At 41.0% G+C, this 18,837-nt stretch carries 23 protein-coding genes and 1 tRNA gene; 16 read left to right on the plus strand and 8 right to left on the minus strand.

Annotated elements, in window-relative coordinates:
• Window positions 1-47 precede the first annotated feature (47 nt).
• Window positions 48-974: a DUF6268 family outer membrane beta-barrel protein gene (locus EGT74_RS25515; protein WP_123849447.1), complete on the minus strand. Its 927-nt coding sequence runs from the start codon at window positions 972-974 to the stop codon at window positions 48-50.
• Window positions 975-1,215: 241 nt separating this feature from the next.
• Here EGT74_RS25515 and EGT74_RS25520 point away from each other — a divergent pair.
• The 3 genes from EGT74_RS25520 to EGT74_RS25530 all read left to right on the plus strand — a co-directional run bounded on the left by EGT74_RS25520 (window position 1,216) and on the right by EGT74_RS25530 (window position 4,314).
• Window positions 1,216-1,289, plus strand: a tRNA-Pro gene (locus EGT74_RS25520).
• 229 nt (window positions 1,290-1,518) lie between these two features.
• Window positions 1,519-2,757: a site-specific integrase gene (locus tag EGT74_RS25525; RefSeq protein ID WP_123849448.1), complete on the plus strand. Its 1,239-nt coding sequence runs from the start codon at window positions 1,519-1,521 to the stop codon at window positions 2,755-2,757.
• Window positions 2,758-2,976: 219 nt separating this feature from the next.
• A complete protein-coding gene (locus EGT74_RS25530; protein WP_123849449.1) occupies window positions 2,977-4,314 on the plus strand; it encodes a hypothetical protein in 1,338 nt (445 codons plus the stop codon).
• A gap of 35 nt (window positions 4,315-4,349) precedes the next feature.
• Here the strand turns inward: EGT74_RS25530 and EGT74_RS25535 are convergent, their stop codons facing one another.
• A complete protein-coding gene (locus EGT74_RS25535) occupies window positions 4,350-5,300 on the minus strand; it encodes a hypothetical protein (RefSeq protein WP_158618299.1) in 951 nt (316 codons plus the stop codon).
• Window positions 5,242-5,829: a hypothetical protein gene (locus EGT74_RS25540; protein WP_123849451.1), complete on the minus strand. Its 588-nt coding sequence runs from the start codon at window positions 5,827-5,829 to the stop codon at window positions 5,242-5,244. The genes EGT74_RS25535 and EGT74_RS25540 overlap by 59 nt, the downstream gene beginning before the upstream one ends.
• Before the next feature lie 480 nt (window positions 5,830-6,309).
• On the opposite strand from EGT74_RS25540, the gene EGT74_RS25545 reads away from it, so the two are divergent.
• Complete coding sequence (locus tag EGT74_RS25545) at window positions 6,310-8,601, plus strand: AAA family ATPase (protein WP_123849452.1); 2,292 nt, start codon at window positions 6,310-6,312, stop codon at window positions 8,599-8,601.
• 88 nt (window positions 8,602-8,689) lie between these two features.
• Here the strand turns inward: EGT74_RS25545 and EGT74_RS25550 are convergent, their stop codons facing one another.
• Window positions 8,690-9,130, minus strand: a complete 441-nt coding sequence (locus EGT74_RS25550; RefSeq protein ID WP_123849453.1) for a hypothetical protein — start codon at window positions 9,128-9,130, stop codon at window positions 8,690-8,692.
• A gap of 37 nt (window positions 9,131-9,167) precedes the next feature.
• Window positions 9,168-9,662 (minus strand): hypothetical protein, encoded by a 495-nt coding sequence (locus EGT74_RS25555; protein WP_123849454.1) that lies wholly within the window; start codon window positions 9,660-9,662, stop codon window positions 9,168-9,170.
• Window positions 9,663-9,757: 95 nt separating this feature from the next.
• On the opposite strand from EGT74_RS25555, the gene EGT74_RS25560 reads away from it, so the two are divergent.
• Window positions 9,758-9,991 (plus strand): helix-turn-helix domain-containing protein, encoded by a 234-nt coding sequence (locus tag EGT74_RS25560; protein ID WP_181954777.1) that lies wholly within the window; start codon window positions 9,758-9,760, stop codon window positions 9,989-9,991.
• 5 nt (window positions 9,992-9,996) lie between these two features.
• Here the strand turns inward: EGT74_RS25560 and EGT74_RS25565 are convergent, their stop codons facing one another.
• Entirely contained in the window at window positions 9,997-10,416 is a 420-nt protein-coding gene (locus tag EGT74_RS25565) for a hypothetical protein (RefSeq protein ID WP_123849455.1), read from the minus strand.
• A gap of 249 nt (window positions 10,417-10,665) precedes the next feature.
• Here EGT74_RS25565 and EGT74_RS25570 point away from each other — a divergent pair, with 249 nt between their 5' ends.
• The 5 genes from EGT74_RS25570 (at window position 10,666) to EGT74_RS25590 (ending at window position 13,258) form a co-directional block, all read left to right on the plus strand.
• Window positions 10,666-10,959 carry a hypothetical protein gene (locus tag EGT74_RS25570; protein WP_123849456.1) on the plus strand — a complete coding sequence of 98 codons (294 nt, stop codon included), beginning with the start codon at window positions 10,666-10,668 and terminating at the stop codon, window positions 10,957-10,959.
• 93 nt (window positions 10,960-11,052) lie between these two features.
• Entirely contained in the window at window positions 11,053-12,036 is a 984-nt protein-coding gene (locus EGT74_RS25575) for a DUF3871 family protein (protein WP_123849457.1), read from the plus strand.
• Between the two features lie 23 nt (window positions 12,037-12,059).
• On the plus strand, window positions 12,060-12,401 hold the full coding sequence (locus EGT74_RS25580) for a helix-turn-helix domain-containing protein (protein WP_123849458.1): 342 nt from the start codon (window positions 12,060-12,062) through the stop codon (window positions 12,399-12,401).
• A gap of 81 nt (window positions 12,402-12,482) precedes the next feature.
• Window positions 12,483-13,001, plus strand: a complete 519-nt coding sequence (locus EGT74_RS25585) for a hypothetical protein (protein ID WP_123849459.1) — start codon at window positions 12,483-12,485, stop codon at window positions 12,999-13,001.
• Window positions 13,002-13,012: 11 nt separating this feature from the next.
• Window positions 13,013-13,258 carry a hypothetical protein gene (locus tag EGT74_RS25590; RefSeq protein WP_123849460.1) on the plus strand — a complete coding sequence of 82 codons (246 nt, stop codon included), beginning with the start codon at window positions 13,013-13,015 and terminating at the stop codon, window positions 13,256-13,258.
• A gap of 277 nt (window positions 13,259-13,535) precedes the next feature.
• Here EGT74_RS25590 and EGT74_RS25595 read toward each other — a convergent pair whose 3' ends face one another.
• Window positions 13,536-14,876 (minus strand): Gfo/Idh/MocA family protein, encoded by a 1,341-nt coding sequence (locus tag EGT74_RS25595; RefSeq protein ID WP_123849461.1) that lies wholly within the window; start codon window positions 14,874-14,876, stop codon window positions 13,536-13,538.
• Window positions 14,877-15,205: 329 nt separating this feature from the next.
• On the opposite strand from EGT74_RS25595, the gene EGT74_RS25600 reads away from it, so the two are divergent.
• Complete coding sequence (locus EGT74_RS25600; protein WP_123849462.1) at window positions 15,206-15,658, plus strand: SRPBCC family protein; 453 nt, start codon at window positions 15,206-15,208, stop codon at window positions 15,656-15,658.
• Window positions 15,659-15,790: 132 nt separating this feature from the next.
• Window positions 15,791-16,048: a hypothetical protein gene (locus EGT74_RS25605; RefSeq protein WP_123849463.1), complete on the plus strand. Its 258-nt coding sequence runs from the start codon at window positions 15,791-15,793 to the stop codon at window positions 16,046-16,048.
• Window positions 16,049-16,052: 4 nt separating this feature from the next.
• On the opposite strand, the gene EGT74_RS25610 is transcribed toward EGT74_RS25605, so the two are convergent.
• Window positions 16,053-16,433 carry a nuclear transport factor 2 family protein gene (locus EGT74_RS25610; protein ID WP_246008302.1) on the minus strand — a complete coding sequence of 127 codons (381 nt, stop codon included), beginning with the start codon at window positions 16,431-16,433 and terminating at the stop codon, window positions 16,053-16,055.
• Between the two features lie 605 nt (window positions 16,434-17,038).
• Between EGT74_RS25610 and EGT74_RS25620 the strand changes: the two genes are divergently transcribed.
• From EGT74_RS25620 to EGT74_RS25635, 4 genes are read left to right on the plus strand one after another with little or no spacing between them, the layout of a single operon-like run.
• A complete protein-coding gene (locus EGT74_RS25620) occupies window positions 17,039-17,362 on the plus strand; it encodes an ArsR/SmtB family transcription factor (RefSeq protein ID WP_123849464.1) in 324 nt (107 codons plus the stop codon).
• Between the two features lie 7 nt (window positions 17,363-17,369).
• Window positions 17,370-17,837 carry an SRPBCC family protein gene (locus tag EGT74_RS25625; RefSeq protein WP_123849465.1) on the plus strand — a complete coding sequence of 156 codons (468 nt, stop codon included), beginning with the start codon at window positions 17,370-17,372 and terminating at the stop codon, window positions 17,835-17,837.
• A 6-nt stretch (window positions 17,838-17,843) separates the two neighbouring features.
• On the plus strand, window positions 17,844-18,233 hold the full coding sequence (locus EGT74_RS25630) for a DoxX family protein (protein WP_123849466.1): 390 nt from the start codon (window positions 17,844-17,846) through the stop codon (window positions 18,231-18,233).
• A gap of 2 nt (window positions 18,234-18,235) precedes the next feature.
• Window positions 18,236-18,817: a YdeI/OmpD-associated family protein gene (locus EGT74_RS25635; RefSeq protein WP_123849467.1), complete on the plus strand. Its 582-nt coding sequence runs from the start codon at window positions 18,236-18,238 to the stop codon at window positions 18,815-18,817.
• Window positions 18,818-18,837 lie beyond the last annotated feature (20 nt).

Genomic DNA, 18,837 nt, shown 5'->3' on the forward strand with positions numbered 1-18,837 from the left:
GCAACATTTATCGGGCAAAAGTCAGTAAATAATGATGATAAAAAATGTTAAGGTTTGAAGTTCACGCGGAATCCTGCGCTGGCGAACCAATTGGCTGCGAGGCGGTGCTCGGGCTGCGTGGAGAACATTTCTGAAAGGCGTTTGTGGCGGTAGTCGGCGCTTCGCAGCAGGGCGTAACCGCCCGAGAGGCTGAAGCTGACATGTTTGGTGAGGTGAAAGGTATTTTCGAGCCCCAGTGTCATTTCCCGGTAGCCCATCAGGCGTTTGGACGACACGCGGCTTTCCACGTCGTACGAATTACCGTTGAGCCGCAGGCCCAACCCTGTTTCAAGGAAGCCGTTCACGCGATAGGAGGCGCTGATGCCTTCAGGGATGGCTACCTGTACGTTGAATTTGCCGGCGGGCGTCCATTTCACCAGAACGGCCGGCAGCACCATGGGGGTGCCGAAAGTGTTGCTGAGCACGGCCCCGAAGCCGTAGGAGAAGCGGCGGTTGAGCTGGTTGATGAAGATGACGCCGCCATTGAGGAATATGTCGTTGCCGTCGATCGCTTCCAGGTCCGTATACACGCCCGCCGCCAGTACGCCCATCACCGACCATTTGCGGTTGATGCTGCGGTAGTGCCGGAGCGCGATGCCGGCCCCGAATAATTCATCCGGCAAGATGGTCTTTTCATATTGTTTATTGGAGAATTGCATGTAGCTGGCTTCCACACCCAGGCCCCACGACCTGAATTTGCCACTGGCAGTGTCTACCCGTTTGCGGAGATCGAAGGCTGCGCCGAAAGAATAACGCCGGGTGGCGGTAGTGGAGGCAGTTTTAATACTGTCTTCCGGCCGGATGTAATGGGCGGCAGGCAGGTAGTCGGCCTGGAAAGCAATCCCCGGACCGGTGAGCGATGAAGGGCCCGATTGGGCGGATGCGATGACGGGGATGAGACAGGTCAGCAGTAAATAACAGTACGCAGGTTTCATGAAAAAAATATGTGTTTAGGGTGCGAAGTAACCGACGGCTGTTCTGTTGGGGAATTTCGTTTGATGAATGATGGGCAGGTATTGACAAACTGCGGGTGAGATTCCATTTGCGGCGGATTGTTCGGAGAGGGTTGGTCGTAATGGGGGGAACGGCGCGCAGGTCGGTCCCCGGCCGGTTATTCACAAAAAAGCGAAGATTTTTTTGAATCTTTCAGGTTAAAGATTAAATTTGCACCCCATTCGGGATGTAGCGCAGCCCGGTAGCGCGCTTCGTTCGGGACGAAGAGGCCGCTGGTTCGAATCCAGTCATCCCGACAGTTAAAGATTATTGAAGAAGTCTGCTGAATAAGCAGGCTTTTTTAATTTAGTGAAATGCAGGATAGATAAGGTTATTATGATTTTTTGCAAATTATTAAGCCTGTTCTTTCTGCTGTAATTTTTGAGCTTGTCTGATACCCATTCGTACACCAAGTCTGACACCCATTTTTCCTTTGTAATCCTTTCCCAGCTTCATTTTTCATTTGGGTGCCTTTAAACAGGCACTATGGAATTGAATACTTTTAAAGTACAGCTCGTACTAAAAACCAATAAAACCAACAAAAAGGGGCTGGTTCCCATCTTTGCAAAAATCTTCCTGAATGGGCAGAAAGCTGAAATTTCCACCAACAGGAGTATTGACCCCCAGCAATGGATGAACAGTAAGCAATGCGCAAAAACTTCTAGCCCATTCAATAAAGAGTTAAACCAGTTTCTGGAATCTTTCAAAACTAAAATTTACCAGACATATTCCAGGCTACAAATCGCAGATGTCACCCTAAGCATCCTTTCTCTGAAAGAGGCATTAAATGGCAACAGGATAGACAGGCAGAAGGGATTGATTGCAGTAACAGAAGAACATAACCATCAGTTTGAAAAGCTGGTGGGGATAAAGTTTTCCTTTGGGAGCTATAAAAACTACAAAACCACCCTCAGCTACCTGAAGGAATTTGTACCTGCTTTCTGTGCAATAAAGGATATACCTCTGCTGGAGGTGAATTACAAGTTTTGCGAAGCCTATTATACCTTCCTGACCACAGAAAAGCCCTGTACCTCCAATGGGGCGAATAAGCATATACAAAGGCTTAAAAAGATTATTAACTATGCCCTTAGGGCAGGGTATATCAAGTCCAACCCTACAGCAACTTTCAGTTTGCAATTTAAGCCAGTGGAAAAGCAGGTATTGAGCTGGGAGGAAATTATCAAGATTAAAAATTTGCCCATCAGCAGGAGCGTAATAGATCAGGTAAGGGATGTGTTCATTTTTCAGTGTTTTACTGGCCTAGCATACAGTGATGTTAAAAGGCTCAGACCTGCTGATATTCAGCCTATGCAGGAAGGGGAGTTGTGGATTAAAATGAGAAGGCAGAAAACCAACATTTCATTTTCCATTCCCCTGCTGGAGCCTGCTTTGGATGTGCTGGGGAAATATTTGAATGATGGTGAAAAGTATAGCCCTGTGTTTCCTGTTCTCTCTAACCAGAAGATGAATGATTATTTGAAAGTTATACAGGAATTGGCTGGAATTAGCAAAAATTTAACCACCCACCTTGCTAGGCACAGTTTTGCTACGAGTGTGGCGCTGAATAATGGGGTGCCTATTGATACTGTATCGAAAATGCTTGGGCATACTAATTTGAAAACTACGCAAGTCTATGCTAAGGTGATGGATTCGAAGATTGCGAAGGATATGCAGGAGTTGAAGGTAAAGTTGTCTGGTAACCTAAAAACTGAATCCAATGAATAGTGTTTTAATGGTCTGGTCGATTATTGTGCTGGTGCTTATTTGTTGGAGTGTAGGTGATCTTTGCAGCCCTTTTTTATTTTCAAAAAAATATGTGCATGTTTGCCATAATCCAATATCAAAAATTATTTTAGGTCTAATAATACTTTTTATAATTGGAATTTTATGTAAATTATAACATTGTTTATAGGGGGGCTCGCCCCCTCTTTTAATTATCCCGATATGAGTGACAAACAAATGTTTTCCCAAGATGAACTGAAAGAGTTTGAAGTTGTAAATGATTGGGTTGGATTTGCTAAAGTAAATATTTTAAAATCAGTTGGCAGAATAGGTTCAATATTTATTGAAAAGAAAATATTTGATCTTGACACTGATATTCCATTTAAAGCTGAATATGCAGGTGAAGTTGTTTTTAATAAATGCATATTTACTCAGGGGATTTGTTTTTATGATGCAATTTTTCATAAGAAATTCACGCTCATTAATTGTTTTGTAAAGGGAACCATTGGGAATTTGGGAAATCCTACATTTCATGCTGGGCTTTTTATTCTCAAATCACAGGTGGATACGATATCATTAACAAAGGGTGATTTTGGAAGTAGTAATTGGAGTATATCGCGATCACACAGATTAACAATATCAGGAGGGATTTTTTCCAACTTAGATATCACATTGGAAGGTGTAGTTAATATATTGAAGATAGAGGCGAGCAAAATAAAAGGTGATATATTTGTAGATGGATGTGGGCAGCTTGTTGAAGCTGTAAATATTTCAGGTACAGCGAGAGATTTATCACTGTTTATACACGATATCAAAATTAGTCAATTAGTAATAGGGCTTTTTGTAAACGAGAAGAGGTTCAAGTTGTCTAACATCAAGCCCTATAGCGAAAAAGGTAATGTGTTAGTTAGCAATTCGCAACTTGGTAAAGCTGAGATAAGCTCAGTTGATTTCAGTGAGTTTAATGCAGTGGTTTTTGATGAAGTTAATTTGGTTGACTGTGCATTTAATAATGTAATGTGGTCTAAGAATGTATTTGGATCAGCTCTTCCAAATGAAAGCGATGGAAGAAATGGAAATAGAATATTTAGTCTGAAAAGCAGAGAAACTTTCAGGCAATTGAAGTATGCAATGTCAAAGCAGGGTGATGTTATTAATGAACAGAAATTCCATTCTCTGGAAATGGGAATGTATTTTGAGACATTGAGCTGGCTGAGAAATTTTTCTACGAAATCAATAATTTTTCTCAGTCACTTAACCAGTAACTTTGGGCAAAGTTTAGGGCGCCCACTAATATTTATTTTTTCAGGGCATACAATTCTATTTTCTATTCTCTTATTTAATGATGTTTTTAAAGGATTCCAGTTTTCGTTGAGTGTATTTTCAAGTACAGCATTCTGGGAGGGGTTTAATAGCTACTTCTATTTAATTAATCCTATTAGGCCATTTGATAAAGAAATGTTTCATGGTGGATGGGTTGCAATTGATCTGCTGATGAGAGTTTCATCTTCCTACATGATTTACAATATAATAAGAGCTACAAGAAGGTTTATAAAATAGGTGCAGGAGATAGTTTCCTGCACCCATTTTCCAGTTTAAGCAATTTTTTTTAATGCACCCTCATTCCAATAATCTCTCTTAAAATGAGGTGTAAATCCCAGGCATTTGCCAAATTCTTCCTTCATTACAGTTTCTACATATTCCTCGTACTCTTTCAATGTTACAATGGAATCATGCAAGGTGAAAATTGGCAGATATGGCTTTTCTTGCCTAATTCTTGCCACTATACGATAGTACATGATGTAACTTTCAATCCTTTGCAGTAGGATAGGCAGATTTTCAGCTTTAGCCCTTTTGATAGAAGCTGTGATCTCGTATATCTTAGGGAATATATCCCTGAAAATTCTTTTAGGTGCAGCTTCTTCCTGTCCAATGAATCTGTTATCTGTAAACAGCACAGTGAACAGTATGGGCTTCACTTCTTCATTGCTTGTAAAATCTAATCCCAGTTTGTCATTTAGTAGTTGGCGAAATTCAGAATAAAAATTTCCACTACTTACCATTCTATAATAATTCCACATTTCATCTCCCTCCTTTATTCTATTATTCTGGGCATTTTTACACAGAGTAATGGAATTGGTGAAGTTATTATGGTTGGTAAATATTGGAGTTATGAATAAATAAGGAATATCTGAAGAATTTAATTTTCCTCCCTTCGCCTCATTTGTCCAGAATTCGTCGTCTAGTAACAAAGTGAGCAAAGTAGGTTGGCTATTAGATAAATCAATGGCAACTAACTGTTCTCCATCGTAATTAATGGCATTCCTGATTTCTCTTTTGCAGGCTGTCAGTGTAGAATGATACCTGAATACATTTTGGTCGAAATGTGGGTTAAATAAGCCTCTCCTTATCTTCTCAATATTCAAATGGGTGCCAAGATACTGCATATAAGGGTTTTTCCATTTTATCCCTTTGCTCACAATAGTTTTATCCCATTTTGATCTGTCTTTCTTTTTTTTGCAGGTATATTTCTGCATTGTAAGCATGTGCCAGTTTATCGTTAATTTTTAAGCCCCCAGACTGGTACCATTTCTCAATGGGCTTATATTTTCTGGCAATAGTAGAAAGATCAATTTTAGAAGATGTAGTGGTTTGTGCAATTATTTCATCTTCAACCTTATCAACCTCCCTGTTATTCGCCATCTTTTTGAGCAGAGTTAAATTTGTTACAGGGATTGATTTTAGAGGCTGTTGGTACTTGACGCAAAATCTGTACCCTCTGGATTTTATCCCTGTAATAAAATGGTTGTCTGATTCTACAATGCCAGCTTCCTGTAAGTAGGTTAGATAATCTGAATACCCCTTGCCAATCCATCGCCTCAGGATTTCAGCGTTAATAGGTACATAGCCTTCCTCGTTAGTTAAATCCTTGCTATTTGAGGGGATTTCTGCAAGAAGATGTAAAATGTAGAGTAGCTTATCTCTGTTAAAGCCATCTATGTGATTGATTGGATTTTTCCTAAGAATATCATCTATATCTATGTTCTCAGGAATGTAAAATGATTGTACTGTCATTCAGTAATAGTAATTTGAAAATCACCTCCTTAAAAGATGATTGAATGTTTAATAATTTTTCCATTTTTTTTGCTTTTTAGAAGTGAAATATCTTATGTCACCTGAACGAAATTCCATCGCTGGAACTTGCCCATTTTTTAAAATCGAATTACAAATTTATACCAGAGCGAATTACTTGCCAATAGCATTAAAAAAAATTTCAAGCGGTTGCTTTACTGTAATATTTTGCATAATGTAATTTTGATTTTGCTGTATTAGTTCGATGATAACATGTAACTAAGATCTGTTCTCATCATTTTCTATTGACTGAAGCTACATACTACCATACAAGCATGTTTGAGGAACTGAGATATGTGATAACAAATTATTAACCTATAGTTATATTATATTGCAACAGTGATTAAGCTAGCTTAAAATCCCCAGTAAGAATATTATTTTAAAATATCGAATCATAGTGGCACCAAATAAACTCTCTTACTTATGATTAAATGCGTCAACAAAATTCATGATTTCTGTATATTTCAGAATTTCACAAAGTCCTCCTTATTGTCAGATTTCTCAAAGTATAATTTATTCTATGGCTGGAATGGGAGTGGAAAAAGTACATTTTCTAGACTACTTCAGTATGTTGAAAAAAAGTCTATTCCAGATGAACATTTGGATGCCAAATTTGAAATTGAATTAGTTGACAAACAAAAGCTAATAAATGGCCCATCATTTTCAAACAATTCACTGAAATTAAACGTCTTTAATAAATATTTCGTTGCAGAGAATATTAACTTTGAGGAGCAAGGAGCTAAAAGTATTCTCCTGGTATCCAAAGAGAGAATAGAAGAAAAAGCAAAACTCAAAGACTTAAACTTAGAGAAAAAGAATCTCGTTGACAGACTACTGAATGCTGAAAATAAGGTAAGGGAAGGAAGAAAAACAAACGAAAAGTTTCTTTCTGATATTGCAAGAGGGATTAAAAACTCATTTAAAGTTATTGACACAAAGGATACCTACTATTTCAACTATGACAGAACTAAACTATCAGCCTTAATCGACTTACATAGACAACGAATAAATGCTACATCGGTTCTTACAGATGCAGAGTTAAGTAAAGTCATCATGGCAGTTAAGCCAGAGGTAAAAGAAATTGTTCCCCTAAACTTTGAGTTACCTAGCATAGAAAAACTGGTTGAATTTGAGGCTAGGTTGAACGCAGTTGTGCAAACTAATATAGTAGCCAACCAGATAGAACAGTTGGTAAAGGACGAGCAGCTTAATAAATGGGTAGAGGAGGGTTTAAAATTACATGCAAAAAAGGAAAATGGAGTTTGTGCGTTTTGTGGCAACAGTCTATCTAAAGAAAGAATAAATACTCTAAATGAGCATTTTAGTGCAGATTATGTTTCTTTGAAAACAAAAGTAACAGATGGATTAAATTTTATAGAAAATATTAAACAAGGTTTTCACTTTTCAGTTCCTCTTGAAGATCATTTATATGATGAATATAAGGAGGAGTACAAAGGCGTTATAGGAGAATTAAAGAAAGCACTTGAAGAAGTTGATAGTAAGTTGAAATACTGGTCAGATACTATGAGTATAAAGCTTGGCAATCCATTTGAAATACTATCTCTGGAGACTAATAATACTACCTCTGTGCTTGCTACGTTTAACAACAGTGTCAACAAGTTGATTTTGGTGCTGAAATCCTGCAATAGCAAAACAGAGAATTACTCAAAAATCCTAAAAGAAAGTCAGCAGAAGTTAGAATTGCATTATGTAAGTGAAGCCCTCTCCAACAATGAATATTTCAACAGCTTGAATGAAATTGAAAAATTTGACAGAGAATCTATTGAAACGCGCCAAAAGCTTGATTTGGCAAATAAGGAAATTCTAGAACTGGAGAAGGTATTAGTTAATGCAGTTATGGGCGCTGAACAGTTTAACGAAAACTTGTTCAAATTTCTTGGGAGAAATGATATTTTGCTCGAATACCTTCCAGATCAAGGTGGATACAGAATAATAAGATCAGGCAAAAAAGAATTGGCTAAGCATCTAAGTGAGGGTGAAAGAACTGCAATTGCATTTGTATATTTTATATCAAAGTTGCAGGAGAAGGAGCCAACAGATTTACAAGAATCAATTATTGTTTTGGATGACCCAATATCAAGTTTTGATAGTAATCATCTGTTTAATGCTGCTCATTTTATTAAAGAAGAGTTCTTATCAGAAAAAGATCTTCCAAGTAAGATAGGACAGCTTTTTATTCTTACTCATAATTTTAATTTTTTCTCTCTTATAAATGAATGGTTCGAGGTTAAGGATTTAAAAAAAGTATACTGTCTAAAAAACATCAATTATAATGATAGCAGGGCTGCGATAATCGAAGATGCAGAATATGTTCTAAAGCAATTTGGCTCAGAATATCATTTTATTTTTTCTGAGATCAAGAAATACAATGAATCAAACGACAAATCATACTATCATACACACACTATAGCCAATTTATGCAGACAATTGCTAGAATCTTTTTTGACTTTTAAGTTTGGTCGAAAGAAACTGGACAAGTGCTTTGACGAAATAGTTGGATTCAGCGAAATAGCAAAAGTTAGAAAGTTTGTAAACCACTATTCACATAGGGCAGATCATGGAGCTAGTATAAGAGGGTACAATGACAATCTGTTTGGAGAGACTGAAAAACTAGTACCTGTAGTACTAGATTTGGTAAAGCATGTTGATAGTTTGCATTATAATTCTATGCTGGCAAGAATAAATGGGAATTAATTTATTCAATCCAACCTATTTTTACTTTTCAACTTATAACCAATAAATCCTACTATTTCAAGAATATACAGCCACCAAAGAATTGAACTCACATATAGCTATGGCCAATTCTAAGCTCATGGGGGAGTATATCCAGCACAAAATTGTAAGTAACTGCGAAGGACTGTTGCTTCTCTTGTTTTGAAAGTAGAGGTAGTCCTTGAGCAACATGCAGGGCTTCTATTATCAAAAAGTGCGCTGCAATGTAGGTCATTAAATCATTGGGTAAAATCCTTCCAAATTGGCTGCAATGATCTCCAATAGTTTCAACAAGCCTTCGAGTTAAATCTTCCTGCACATTACCATCAAGACTGGCTGGAAGTAATTTACGAAGATCATGTTTTAATTCTGTAAGAGAAATCTCCTGCTTAAATATTACATTTGATAATGGCCCTTTTTGTGGCACAGGTCTGTCAATTATTATGATGGCTGTATCTTCATTCTTTTTTTGAACCTCAATTAGTAATTTTAGGTGCTGAAGTTGATACATTAGTCTGAACATGTAAAATGTAGATAAAAGTGATTAGTTATTGAACAGGTTGATTAATGCTAAAAGTTCCAGTGATATTCTTTGTGCCAGAACTATTGTCTAGCTTGAGACTATAAGTTCCTTCAATCTTAGTGTTACTTGCTTCTGATATTTTGATGGCTCCAGCAGTAATTTTATAAGGTTGCCCATCAGAGAATTTCTCCTGTATATTCCAATCCACATATTTAGGTATAAAAGTTCCTATGCCAGAAGGAGGTGCATCAAATGCGTCAATGAAAAGATTAAAGGGCAGGTTATCCCCCTCAACATGTAGCCAGAACCTTGTAAAGTCTGTTGATTTACTTATAAAGCAATCCACAAAAGTAACAGGTGGGTTTCCTGTATTGGAATTACCCTCACTTACTGTATAGGTTTTGCCATTTGTTGTATAGGTGACAGTGTTCTTGAGGTTGGAAGGGGAATCATTGTTACCATCTTTCTTACAGGCCCAAAATGACAGGGTGACCATCAGAATGATTGAGATTTTTTTCATAGATGTAAGAATTTATGATCTAATATATAGCAAAATTGATAAAATAGCGCAAATTTGCTCTAATAATTCTTTACTGCAAGGCTTCTCTTTGCCTTGTGGCTAATAACTACTACAGGGATGAGGATTTTATCAAAAAATTTGGGCTAAGGCTCAAAGAACTGAGGAAGTCCAAGAAAGTGAGCCAGGAAGAACTTGCTTTTAAAGCTGGTTTTGAGTTATCCCAGATTGGAAGGATTGAGAGGGGCACTATCAATACTTCTATTAGTCATGTGGCTGCAATTGCCACAGCACTAGAAGTTCCTGCATCAGACCTGTTCCTGTTTGAATAATTCAGCTAAACCTGGATGGCATAATGATTAAAATCAGCATCTTCAATTTTTAGCACATTCTCACTTTGATAATATTGCCCAGCAGCAATAACATAAACTTTTCGCAGGTTAGTTTTGTCCTTAATCCATGAAAAATAGGTCTTTAGTTGGGCAGCAATGGAAGTTGTTGATGTGTTGTTTTTGGGAACCATAATGAACACAAGAATCCCTGTCCTTTCACCTGTTAAATAATGTGCAGCTTTTATAAGGCCACCAATAAATGTTTTTCTACTTGATGTATTCTCGCTTTCAAGAATAATAAAATCATCCCCCTTTCTTAAAACATAATCAGGTTTATAGCCTGCCTCTATTGTCTGCCCATATAAGAATTTGTCATATCCATCGCAGCAATGACAAAGGGATTTAAACAAATTATCAGGAATCATGGTAAGGTTTGTTTGAAATCTAAGTTATATTTTATTGCAATATAGAATATGGATAAATAGTTACCTACCCTATCCTACATGCTTTTCCACAAAATTTTCCAACACCAAAATTTTAAACATAAATAATTATATAGCATAAATGCACACAAGTAAACCCCACCCCTCGTTAATATCCCTCCCTTAATTCCAAGGTTCAGGGTATCCCCCACCTTTTTCACCTGGAATATTTAACTATCAAAACCTTAACTCATGGTCACCATCAAAAATTATCAGATGCATGTAAATGCAGAGGGGAAATTGTTTATTTCCCTGGAACTTATTGGAGATGCTGAAATTATTCAGTCCAAAGAAACAGGCAGGTTTTATGTCACTGCAAAAAAGTGCTTTGTTCCCTCCACTTTCGACGAAATAACAGCCAAGCTGATGATAGGAAAGGAAATGGCAGGGAATATTGTTAAAAAAGAATGCTCAGCATATGAATACAGGGTGCCAGGTACAGGGGAAATCATTTCTCTTTCGCATCAGTATGAATATGTTCCTTGAAGCCTACCCTATTCCTATTAGTTTATTCACCAGAACAGATGAAAGGCAGAGCTACAAAGGCTTTGCCTTTCCTTTTTGCTAAAAGTTCAAAAAATGGAACAAGCTATTTTAAATCCTCCCTCTCAGCAGGGAACTTATATTGATTTTGAAGAAGCCTCTACCTCAAAACCATTCCTACAGGCCAATACAGAGGAATTTACCCTTTCGCAGATCAGGAAAGAACATACTATCCCTTGCTTTACAAAATGCAATGAACCTTTAATCAGCCACAGTGATTTTATAGACCTGTCAGCTCAGGTAGCAAGTGAGATTTTCACAGGGGAATCAATTTTAAGCCCCAGCATCAGGCTTAGCCATCCCATTAAGGGCAGAGTGCCAGAAGCTAAAGAAAAGGCTGCAAAAGACCTTCTGGAACATGAAAAAACCCTGTATTACGAAAGGATGGCTTTTGTGATAGAAGTTCCCAGCATCACAGACAATGTTGAGGGCAATAAGCTTACCCTTACCCTGGGAGGCGTAAAAGCCTATAACTTGGAAAATTTATATGCCAGGAAGGGGGCTGATGAGCATTTCAAGGTATTCATTGGCTTCCAGAACAAGGTTTGCACGAACCTATGTGTATGGACTGATGGCTATATGGCAGACCTGAAAGTAAAAAATGCAGGTCAGTTAAAAAATGCTATATACTCCCTGTTCAGTCAGTACAATGCTGCGCAGCACATCCAAAAACTCAGGAATTTTACCCAATATGATATTTCTGAGCAGCAGTTTGTCCACTTGATAGGGAAGTGCAAACTTTACAATTATCTGCCACCTGGCCTGAAGAGTGGGATATCCCCCCTGATGTTTGGGGATACCCAGCTCAGCACAGTTTGCAGGGATTATTACAGGGATGATAGTTTTTGCAGAAATGAGGATGGTAGCATCAATCTCTGGAGGTTGTATAACCTATTCACAGGAGCCAATAAAAGTTCCTACATCGACACTTTCCTGGACAGGTCATTAAATGCATTCCAATTCACAGAGGAAATCAGGCAAGCCCTGGATAATCACCAAACCAGCTGGTTTCTGAACTAGCATACATTCAAATTCATTTTATCATGCAAGACATTGGCAGAAAACTTTACCTGCTGAGGCTAATTCATAATTACACCCAAGCTTACATTGCTGACCAGCTAGAAATAGGGCACTCCACATATCTTGCTCTAGAGCAGGATGCAACCAGGATTCCCCTTTTCAGGCTGGAGAAGCTTTTGGCTATATATAACCTTACTCTTGGGGATTTCTTTTCCTTCGATGTAGATAGCCTGTTGCAGGTAATTCATGGACAAAAATCAGCATCAACAAATCAGGTGGGAATATCCTCTAAGAGCCTGATTCAACAACTTCAGTCCCTAAACAAGCTGCTACTCCAATTATTGGAGGAATTCACAGCAGTTTAATTTCTCTTTAAAATTCACCTTACCCACCTTACCTCTTGATAGGGTGGGTAACTTTTTTTTAACCAATTAAATATTTTTACAATGGCAGAAGATCAATTAGCCAAATTCCAGGATTTCTGCAAAATGGCTATCCTGGCAGATCAAACCTATCTTGTAAACAGCTTTTTGCTGAGCAATGATGAATCCCTCCACTCTTTCATCCACAATCCCCTGGTATATGATGTGCTGATAGATGGTAAGAACCACAGAGGCACATGCCTGCTGTTGAAAGACCTGTTGATGCGAAAGGACAGGGAAATTTCCATTTTGCAGAAGGAAATCCTTCACACTCTGGACGAAAACAAGGCAAAGCAGCTCCAGGAGAGGGTTGATAAGCTCAAACAGGAAAGGGAAGTCCTGGACAAAGCAGCTCCCAAGGAAAGGTACATCTTTGAATGGCTCCTGGTGCCTCACTGGATGGGAGATGAGCTGATTAACCTGGGGGAAGTAGTTTTCAGGGGATATGGCTGCAACTTTTGGGGCACCACCTCTATTTTGAGGGAGAATTACACAAAAGAAGACACCCTCCTGGGCATCTTCGAAGAATTGCATTACAACTAAACAGCTCAGAAATGGATTTCCAAGAAGAACCCAGCAGCATGAGTATGCTGGAAAATCTGCACAAACACTTTGAAAATGCTGGCAAGGCTTTTAAAGACAGGGTTTGCCTGGATTGTGATTTTTCAGCTGCTACTTATTACAGAAAGGTATCCAGCCTTAAATATGCTAACCTCACCAGGGCAGAAAGGGACAGGATACTGGAAATAGCAGAATATGTTGTAGGCAAGCTCAATGATTGTATCAGTTCATACAAGTAAGGGGCTTTGGCACCCATTTATACACCCACTTTGGCACCCAAGTGGAAGATGAACAAGAGTTGAGGGTATAAAAGTTTGAAAAATAGTTAGTTATGGTGTATTGGGATGATTGGAAAGGTCGCAAGTTCGAATCCAGTCATCCCGACAAAACTGGTATAAAAAAGCCCCGGCTATTGCCGGGGCTTTTTCTTTATTCAATTGACTTGCTATTAAAGCGAGTTGCAATAAACTGTGTTGAATAATATCAGACTTTCCGGAACCGTGAGCGTCTCTATTCCTAGAAAGTCCGGTATTCGCCCGATAGATATTTATTCGCTTCGTCTTCTTTGAAGCGGGCATTTTCGCCATCCCAGTTAAGCGTTTGGTTCGGGAAGCGCGCTGCGATAACGCCGAGTAGAATTACTTCCGTAAGTTTCGCCGCATAAGAGAACGGCGCGCTGCATTTAGATTTGCCGAGACAGGCGTCTACAAATTCGTGATAGTGTTTATCTCCCTCAATATCGTAGCTGACAGTGGGTTTACCGGCTTTTCCACCGGGGTCGAATTTGTTAAGGTTTATTTTTTCGTATTTATTGTTGACAATCAATTTGGGCAGCTGCATGAAATGGGGGAGCAGTAAGCGTTGGCCATTTTCACCGATAAACATGGCTCCCTGATCAGGCAGCGCTTCTCCACCGGGCAGCGTCAGCTCGTCCTGCAGTTCCGGCGCTCCTTTGCCGTCATACCAAACCCACTCCAGGGTTTTGGCGGTATATTCCGTTCCGGGGAAAACGTAAGTCACATGATTTTTTTCGGCATGCCCAAAGTCGTTGGGCTGACGACATTCATTTTTCACCGTTAAAGGAACCCCTAACTTCAACGCATTGTACGGAGTGTCGAAGATGTGAACGCCCATATCTCCTAAAGTGCCGCAACCATAGTCAACACAGCGGCGCCAGTTGCCCGGATGATAGAATTCTTTTTTATAAGGCCGTTCTTTGGCCGTACCCAGCCACAGGTTCCAATCCAGCCCTTCAGGCACGGGATCGCTTCCTTCGGGCACCGGGCCATCATAGCCCCATACTTTTGGCGACCATGCGATTACTTTTTTTACCTTTCCGATAATTCCTTTTTGAATGAGAATGGTAGCCAGTTTGTAATCATAGAAAGAGTGCACCTGGATGCCCATTTGTGTGATCAGTTTCTTCTCGGCGGCTACTGCCTCCATTTTACGGGACTCTGAAATATAGTGTGTAAGCGGCTTCTGGCAATAGACATTTTTATTCATCTCCATCGCCATCAGTGATACGGGCGCATGCGCGTGATCGGGGGTTGAAACGACAACGGCGTCGATATCCCCTCCCATACTCCTGAACATTTCCCTGTAGTCCGAAAATATTTTGGCGTTAGGGTATTTCGCCTTGATGGCCGTCAGCTTACTGGCGTCAACATCACAAAGCGCAACCACATCTACAGAAGGGTGGGAGGCTATGCTTTTCAGATCATTAACGCCCATTGCGCCCAGGCCTACCTGTGCGATCCTCAATTTCTTGTCGGAGCCGAATGCCAGCGACCTGAGCGGCAGTAAAAAAGCCAGACTTCCGGCTGCTGTGTTTTTAAGGAAACTTCTTCTATTCATGATCCGTAATTTTTATTGATTTTGGCGATTCCCCAAATATAATAAAGTAGAAAGAAAAAATACAATTAACTAATATGTATTTGTCACCTGCCGGGTTAAACAATCGTTGAGAAGTGTCCCCAAAGGAAAGTCATCCCGGAATTAACTGTTATTTGCATTTCCCCGCCTAGTCGCAAATAGCCCCCAGATTGTCGGATCCACCCACCATGCGCATCAAATTTTCACCCCATCTTTGTAGGGCTGAAGTTAATCTTCAGGTGGAGCAGCCACCACTACAAAACGGGCGGAACCGAAAAGCCAGATGAGTAGGAAACCAAAAAAAATATTTTATGTCTGAGAATAGCGTTTCATTACACAGGGTGCTTAAAGCATCTCCGGAAAAGGTATACCGTGCATTCACCGAAGCCCTCGCCATTGCTTCCTGGATTCCGCCATACGGGTTTTTGTGCACGGTTCATGAAATGAACGTAAAGCCTGGCGGCACGTATAAAATGTCGTTTCAGAATTTTTCCACCGGCAGCAGCCATTCTTTCGGCGGAAAGTATGTGGAGATCAAACCCAATGAGTTCCTCAAGTATACCGATCAATTCGATGATCCCAACCTGCCCGGTGAAATGGTTACGACAGTGTGGCTTCGGAAAACCATGGTAGGCACGGAATTAAAGGTTACCCAGGAAGGAATTCCCGCCGTAATACCCGCGGAAATGTGTTATCTGGGCTGGCAGGAGTCGCTGGACAAGCTGACCAGGCTGGTAGAGCCCGAAATCCCGGATGCTATATAAGAGCCGGTGAAACATCGCAAATAAAAAAAAGATAGCTGTTATGGCTATCTTTTTTATTTCACAAAGATATCAGCTGCAGCACTGCCGGATGGTCTTGGCGGTTTTCCGTAACTTTACTGCAAAATTACAACCATGGACACCCGGCAAACCCTCCCTCCCAAAGGCTCCTTTCAAAACCTGCTGGAAGATATTTTCCGGAACAACCAGGAAGCGGGCATTCTTTACGAAGACAATGGCGTAACGCGCGCCAACGGCTTTATCAAATCACTTTACGAGAAAGACGGGAAGCATTGGGTGCAGCTGGACGCAAAGGAAGGCATGATCGATATTCCCATCGATACGTTGTACGCCGTTAATGGCACCTTCACGTCCGACTATTCCGAATGCTGACGGCTCAATAGAAGAATTGCTCCGATATGATCTGCCCGTCTTTCACTTCATACAGCATGATCTGTTTGATCTGTATTCTCCCGTGCGGCCGTACGGTGATGTCCTTCTCCCGCACCACTGCAAAATGATTGCCGGTCACAAGCGGTTCGGAGGTATAAAGGCTGTGTGCCGCCTCTATACGGCCAACAAAATCTTCCCCTTTTTTTCGAACCTCCGCTTTGCCTTCCGCATACCCGAAATACGGGGAATGGGAGGGGTCGATGCTTTTTACGTTTTCCGCGAAAAATTCATCCTGGATCTCGAACCATTTCTCCTGCTGTGCCAGCTCATGGAACCGTGCGGCTACTTCCGCGGTTGTTAACGTCTTTTTTTGTTCTTTGATCATTGTTAATGTTTTTTTGGGTGAATGAGGTTTGCTTAACGAGGCTCTCCCGTGTCTGTTTCGCAAAAGGATTTCAGACTTTTCATAAATATCGCCCGGTCATAACTGCAACCGGCGAACGTATCCGTCACCGCCTCCAGCCTCCGTGCGGAAACCGTAAAACGGTGTGCCCGTTTTTTTCTTCCAGGGGCGAAAGATATGCTGGTCCCGATCCGCTCTTCTATGGAGGCGATACACTCCCATTCCGCCTTTTCCGTTGGGCGACAGGGTGATTACCTTCATTTCGTTCCTGAATTCCCCGAAAACCAACACATTAGTGAACCCTGACGCCGGTTTCTCCGTTGTCTGTTTGCACCACCACGATTCGATGCCTTCCTGTGTTGTAACAGCTTTATATACTTATTCTGGTGATGCCCTGATGACCAGTTTGTGCCGGATGTCTGCCATAGATTTGTTTAAAGGGGTGAGGATATGTTCCAAAGATACTGTCCAAATACTGCTCCTGAGGGGTGGGAGATGGACATTATAGGGGTGTATTTGGTCATTCTCAAAAATAAATTTGCGTAGTTAAGTAACTACACATATATTTGTAGTCAAATAGCTACACAATGAATCTGAGACGCGACGTTTTCCAGGCTATCGCAGACCCGACCAGGAGGGCCATCCTGCTGTTGGTAGCATCACAATCCATGACGGCAGGTGCAATTGCCGCAAACTTCGACACGGCCCGGCCGACGGTTTCAAAGCACCTCCAGATACTCACCGAATGCGAACTGCTGAAACAGGAGCAAAACGGCAGGGAAATGATTTATCACTTAAACCCCCATAAAATGAAAGAGATAGCAGACTTCCTCGAACCGTTTCGCAAAATGTGGGACGACCGGTTTAACAAACTGGAAGACATCATGAAAAAGTATAAACCTAAAAAATAACATCTATATGGAACGAAAAACCAAACTAAATGCTGAAGAAGGCAAACACGACATCCTGGTGACCCGGGAATTCGACCTGCCGCTGGAACTGCTCTTTAAAGCTTATGAAGATCCCGAAATCGTTGAACAGTGGATGGGCACGAAAGTGCTGAAACTCGAGAACAAACAGCACGGCGGCTGGCAGTACGAAACCAAAGACCCGCAGGGGAACGTGGTGTTCCGCGCCAATGGGACCATTCATGAGTTTGTTCCCAACCAGAAAATCATACGGACGTTCCAGATGGAGAATACGCCGTATCCCGTTCAGCTGGAGTTCCTCGAGTTTGAAAAATTAACGGACGACACCAGCAAACTGAGTATGCAGATCGTGTACCGGTCGGTGGCGGACAGGAACGAAATGCTGAAACTGCCGTTTGCGTACGGCATCAATATGGCACATGATCTTTTACAAAAAATTGTTGGCAAACTAAAATAATGTACCATGTCAAAAAGAAATAAAATCATCTATTGGATCGCCACCATCTGGCTTTCATTGGGCATGTTGTCGACCGGGATTGTACAGGTGCTGAATAAGGAGTCTGAAATGGAGTTTATCGTACGCCTTGGTTATCCCACCTATTTCCTGGCCATCCTGGGTATCTGGAAAATCCTGGGTGTGGTGGCGATATTGATTCCCCGGTATCCGCTGCTGAAAGAATGGGCCTATGCCGGTTTCTTCTTTTCCATGACCGGAGCGATCTTTTCGCACATTGCGGCCGGGACCCCGGGTGAAATGTTCCCGTCCGTGCTGCTGCTGGCCCTCACGATTTTATCCTGGTATTTCAGGCCGGCCGAAAGGAAACTCGTTTTGTTGAACGTTAAAAACCAATAACCATGAATCCTGCAGTTGATTTCTTCTTCGACAAAGCCAAAAAGTGGCAGAAAGAACTGGAGCAATTGAGAAAGATCATGCTGGCCTGCGGGCTTACGGAAGAGCTGAAATGGGGTGTGCCCTGTTACACCCACCAGGGCAGCAACATCGTTTTGATACACTCGTTTAACGATTACTGCGCGCTGCTGTTTTTCAAGGGCGCCCTGCTGAACGATACCGAGGGTATTTTAATCCAGCAAACGGAAAATGTACAGGCGGCGCGCCAGATCAGGTTTACCGGCCTCAAGGAAATCGTCAGTATGGCGCCTGTGCTGAAGACCTATGTGTATGAAGCCATTTCGGTGGAAGAAGCCGGGCTGACGGTGAAGATGAAAAAGACGGCGGAGTTCAATGTTCCGGAAGAGTTCCAGGAGAGGCTGGATAAAATGCCCGCATTGAAAACCGCTTTCGAGGGATTGACACCGGGACGGCAGAGAGGGTACCTGCTTTATTTTTCTTCGGCCAAACAATCCAAAACCCGGATATCCAGGGTAGAGAAATATATGCAGCAAATCCTTGACGGAAAGGGGCTGGAAGATAAATAAACACGTGTGCGGGGTGAAAG

The sequence above is a fragment of the Chitinophaga lutea genome (assembly GCF_003813775.1).
In the GTDB taxonomy this organism is placed as follows: Bacteria; Bacteroidota; Bacteroidia; order Chitinophagales; family Chitinophagaceae; genus Chitinophaga; species Chitinophaga lutea.

Bases quoted from the DNA above. Each gene is read 5' to 3' on its own strand.
- EGT74_RS25515 (WP_123849447.1), bottom strand. From the start codon at position 974: ATGAAACCTGCGTACTGTTATTTACTGCTGACCTGTCTCATCCCCGTC.
- EGT74_RS25535 (WP_158618299.1), bottom strand. From the start codon at position 5,300: ATGCTTACAATGCAGAAATATACCTGCAAAAAAAAGAAAGACAGATCA.
- EGT74_RS25550 (WP_123849453.1), bottom strand. From the start codon at position 9,130: ATGTATCAACTTCAGCACCTAAAATTACTAATTGAGGTTCAAAAAAAG.
- EGT74_RS25600 (WP_123849462.1), top strand. From the start codon at position 15,206: ATGTCTGAGAATAGCGTTTCATTACACAGGGTGCTTAAAGCATCTCCG.
- EGT74_RS25635 (WP_123849467.1), top strand. From the start codon at position 18,236: ATGAATCCTGCAGTTGATTTCTTCTTCGACAAAGCCAAAAAGTGGCAG.
- EGT74_RS25545 (WP_123849452.1), top strand. From the start codon at position 6,310: ATGATTAAATGCGTCAACAAAATTCATGATTTCTGTATATTTCAGAAT.
- EGT74_RS25610 (WP_246008302.1), bottom strand. From the start codon at position 16,433: ATGATCAAAGAACAAAAAAAGACGTTAACAACCGCGGAAGTAGCCGCA.
- EGT74_RS25580 (WP_123849458.1), top strand. From the start codon at position 12,060: ATGCAAGACATTGGCAGAAAACTTTACCTGCTGAGGCTAATTCATAAT.
- EGT74_RS25585 (WP_123849459.1), top strand. From the start codon at position 12,483: ATGGCAGAAGATCAATTAGCCAAATTCCAGGATTTCTGCAAAATGGCT.
- EGT74_RS25555 (WP_123849454.1), bottom strand. From the start codon at position 9,662: ATGAAAAAAATCTCAATCATTCTGATGGTCACCCTGTCATTTTGGGCC.
- EGT74_RS25595 (WP_123849461.1), bottom strand. From the start codon at position 14,876: ATGAATAGAAGAAGTTTCCTTAAAAACACAGCAGCCGGAAGTCTGGCT.
- EGT74_RS25530 (WP_123849449.1), top strand. From the start codon at position 2,977: ATGAGTGACAAACAAATGTTTTCCCAAGATGAACTGAAAGAGTTTGAA.
- EGT74_RS25620 (WP_123849464.1), top strand. From the start codon at position 17,039: ATGAATCTGAGACGCGACGTTTTCCAGGCTATCGCAGACCCGACCAGG.
- EGT74_RS25575 (WP_123849457.1), top strand. From the start codon at position 11,053: ATGGAACAAGCTATTTTAAATCCTCCCTCTCAGCAGGGAACTTATATT.
- EGT74_RS25525 (WP_123849448.1), top strand. From the start codon at position 1,519: ATGGAATTGAATACTTTTAAAGTACAGCTCGTACTAAAAACCAATAAA.
- EGT74_RS25590 (WP_123849460.1), top strand. From the start codon at position 13,013: ATGGATTTCCAAGAAGAACCCAGCAGCATGAGTATGCTGGAAAATCTG.
- EGT74_RS25605 (WP_123849463.1), top strand. From the start codon at position 15,791: ATGGACACCCGGCAAACCCTCCCTCCCAAAGGCTCCTTTCAAAACCTG.
- EGT74_RS25570 (WP_123849456.1), top strand. From the start codon at position 10,666: ATGGTCACCATCAAAAATTATCAGATGCATGTAAATGCAGAGGGGAAA.
- EGT74_RS25540 (WP_123849451.1), bottom strand. From the start codon at position 5,829: ATGACAGTACAATCATTTTACATTCCTGAGAACATAGATATAGATGAT.
- EGT74_RS25625 (WP_123849465.1), top strand. From the start codon at position 17,370: ATGGAACGAAAAACCAAACTAAATGCTGAAGAAGGCAAACACGACATC.
- EGT74_RS25630 (WP_123849466.1), top strand. From the start codon at position 17,844: ATGTCAAAAAGAAATAAAATCATCTATTGGATCGCCACCATCTGGCTT.
- EGT74_RS25565 (WP_123849455.1), bottom strand. From the start codon at position 10,416: ATGATTCCTGATAATTTGTTTAAATCCCTTTGTCATTGCTGCGATGGA.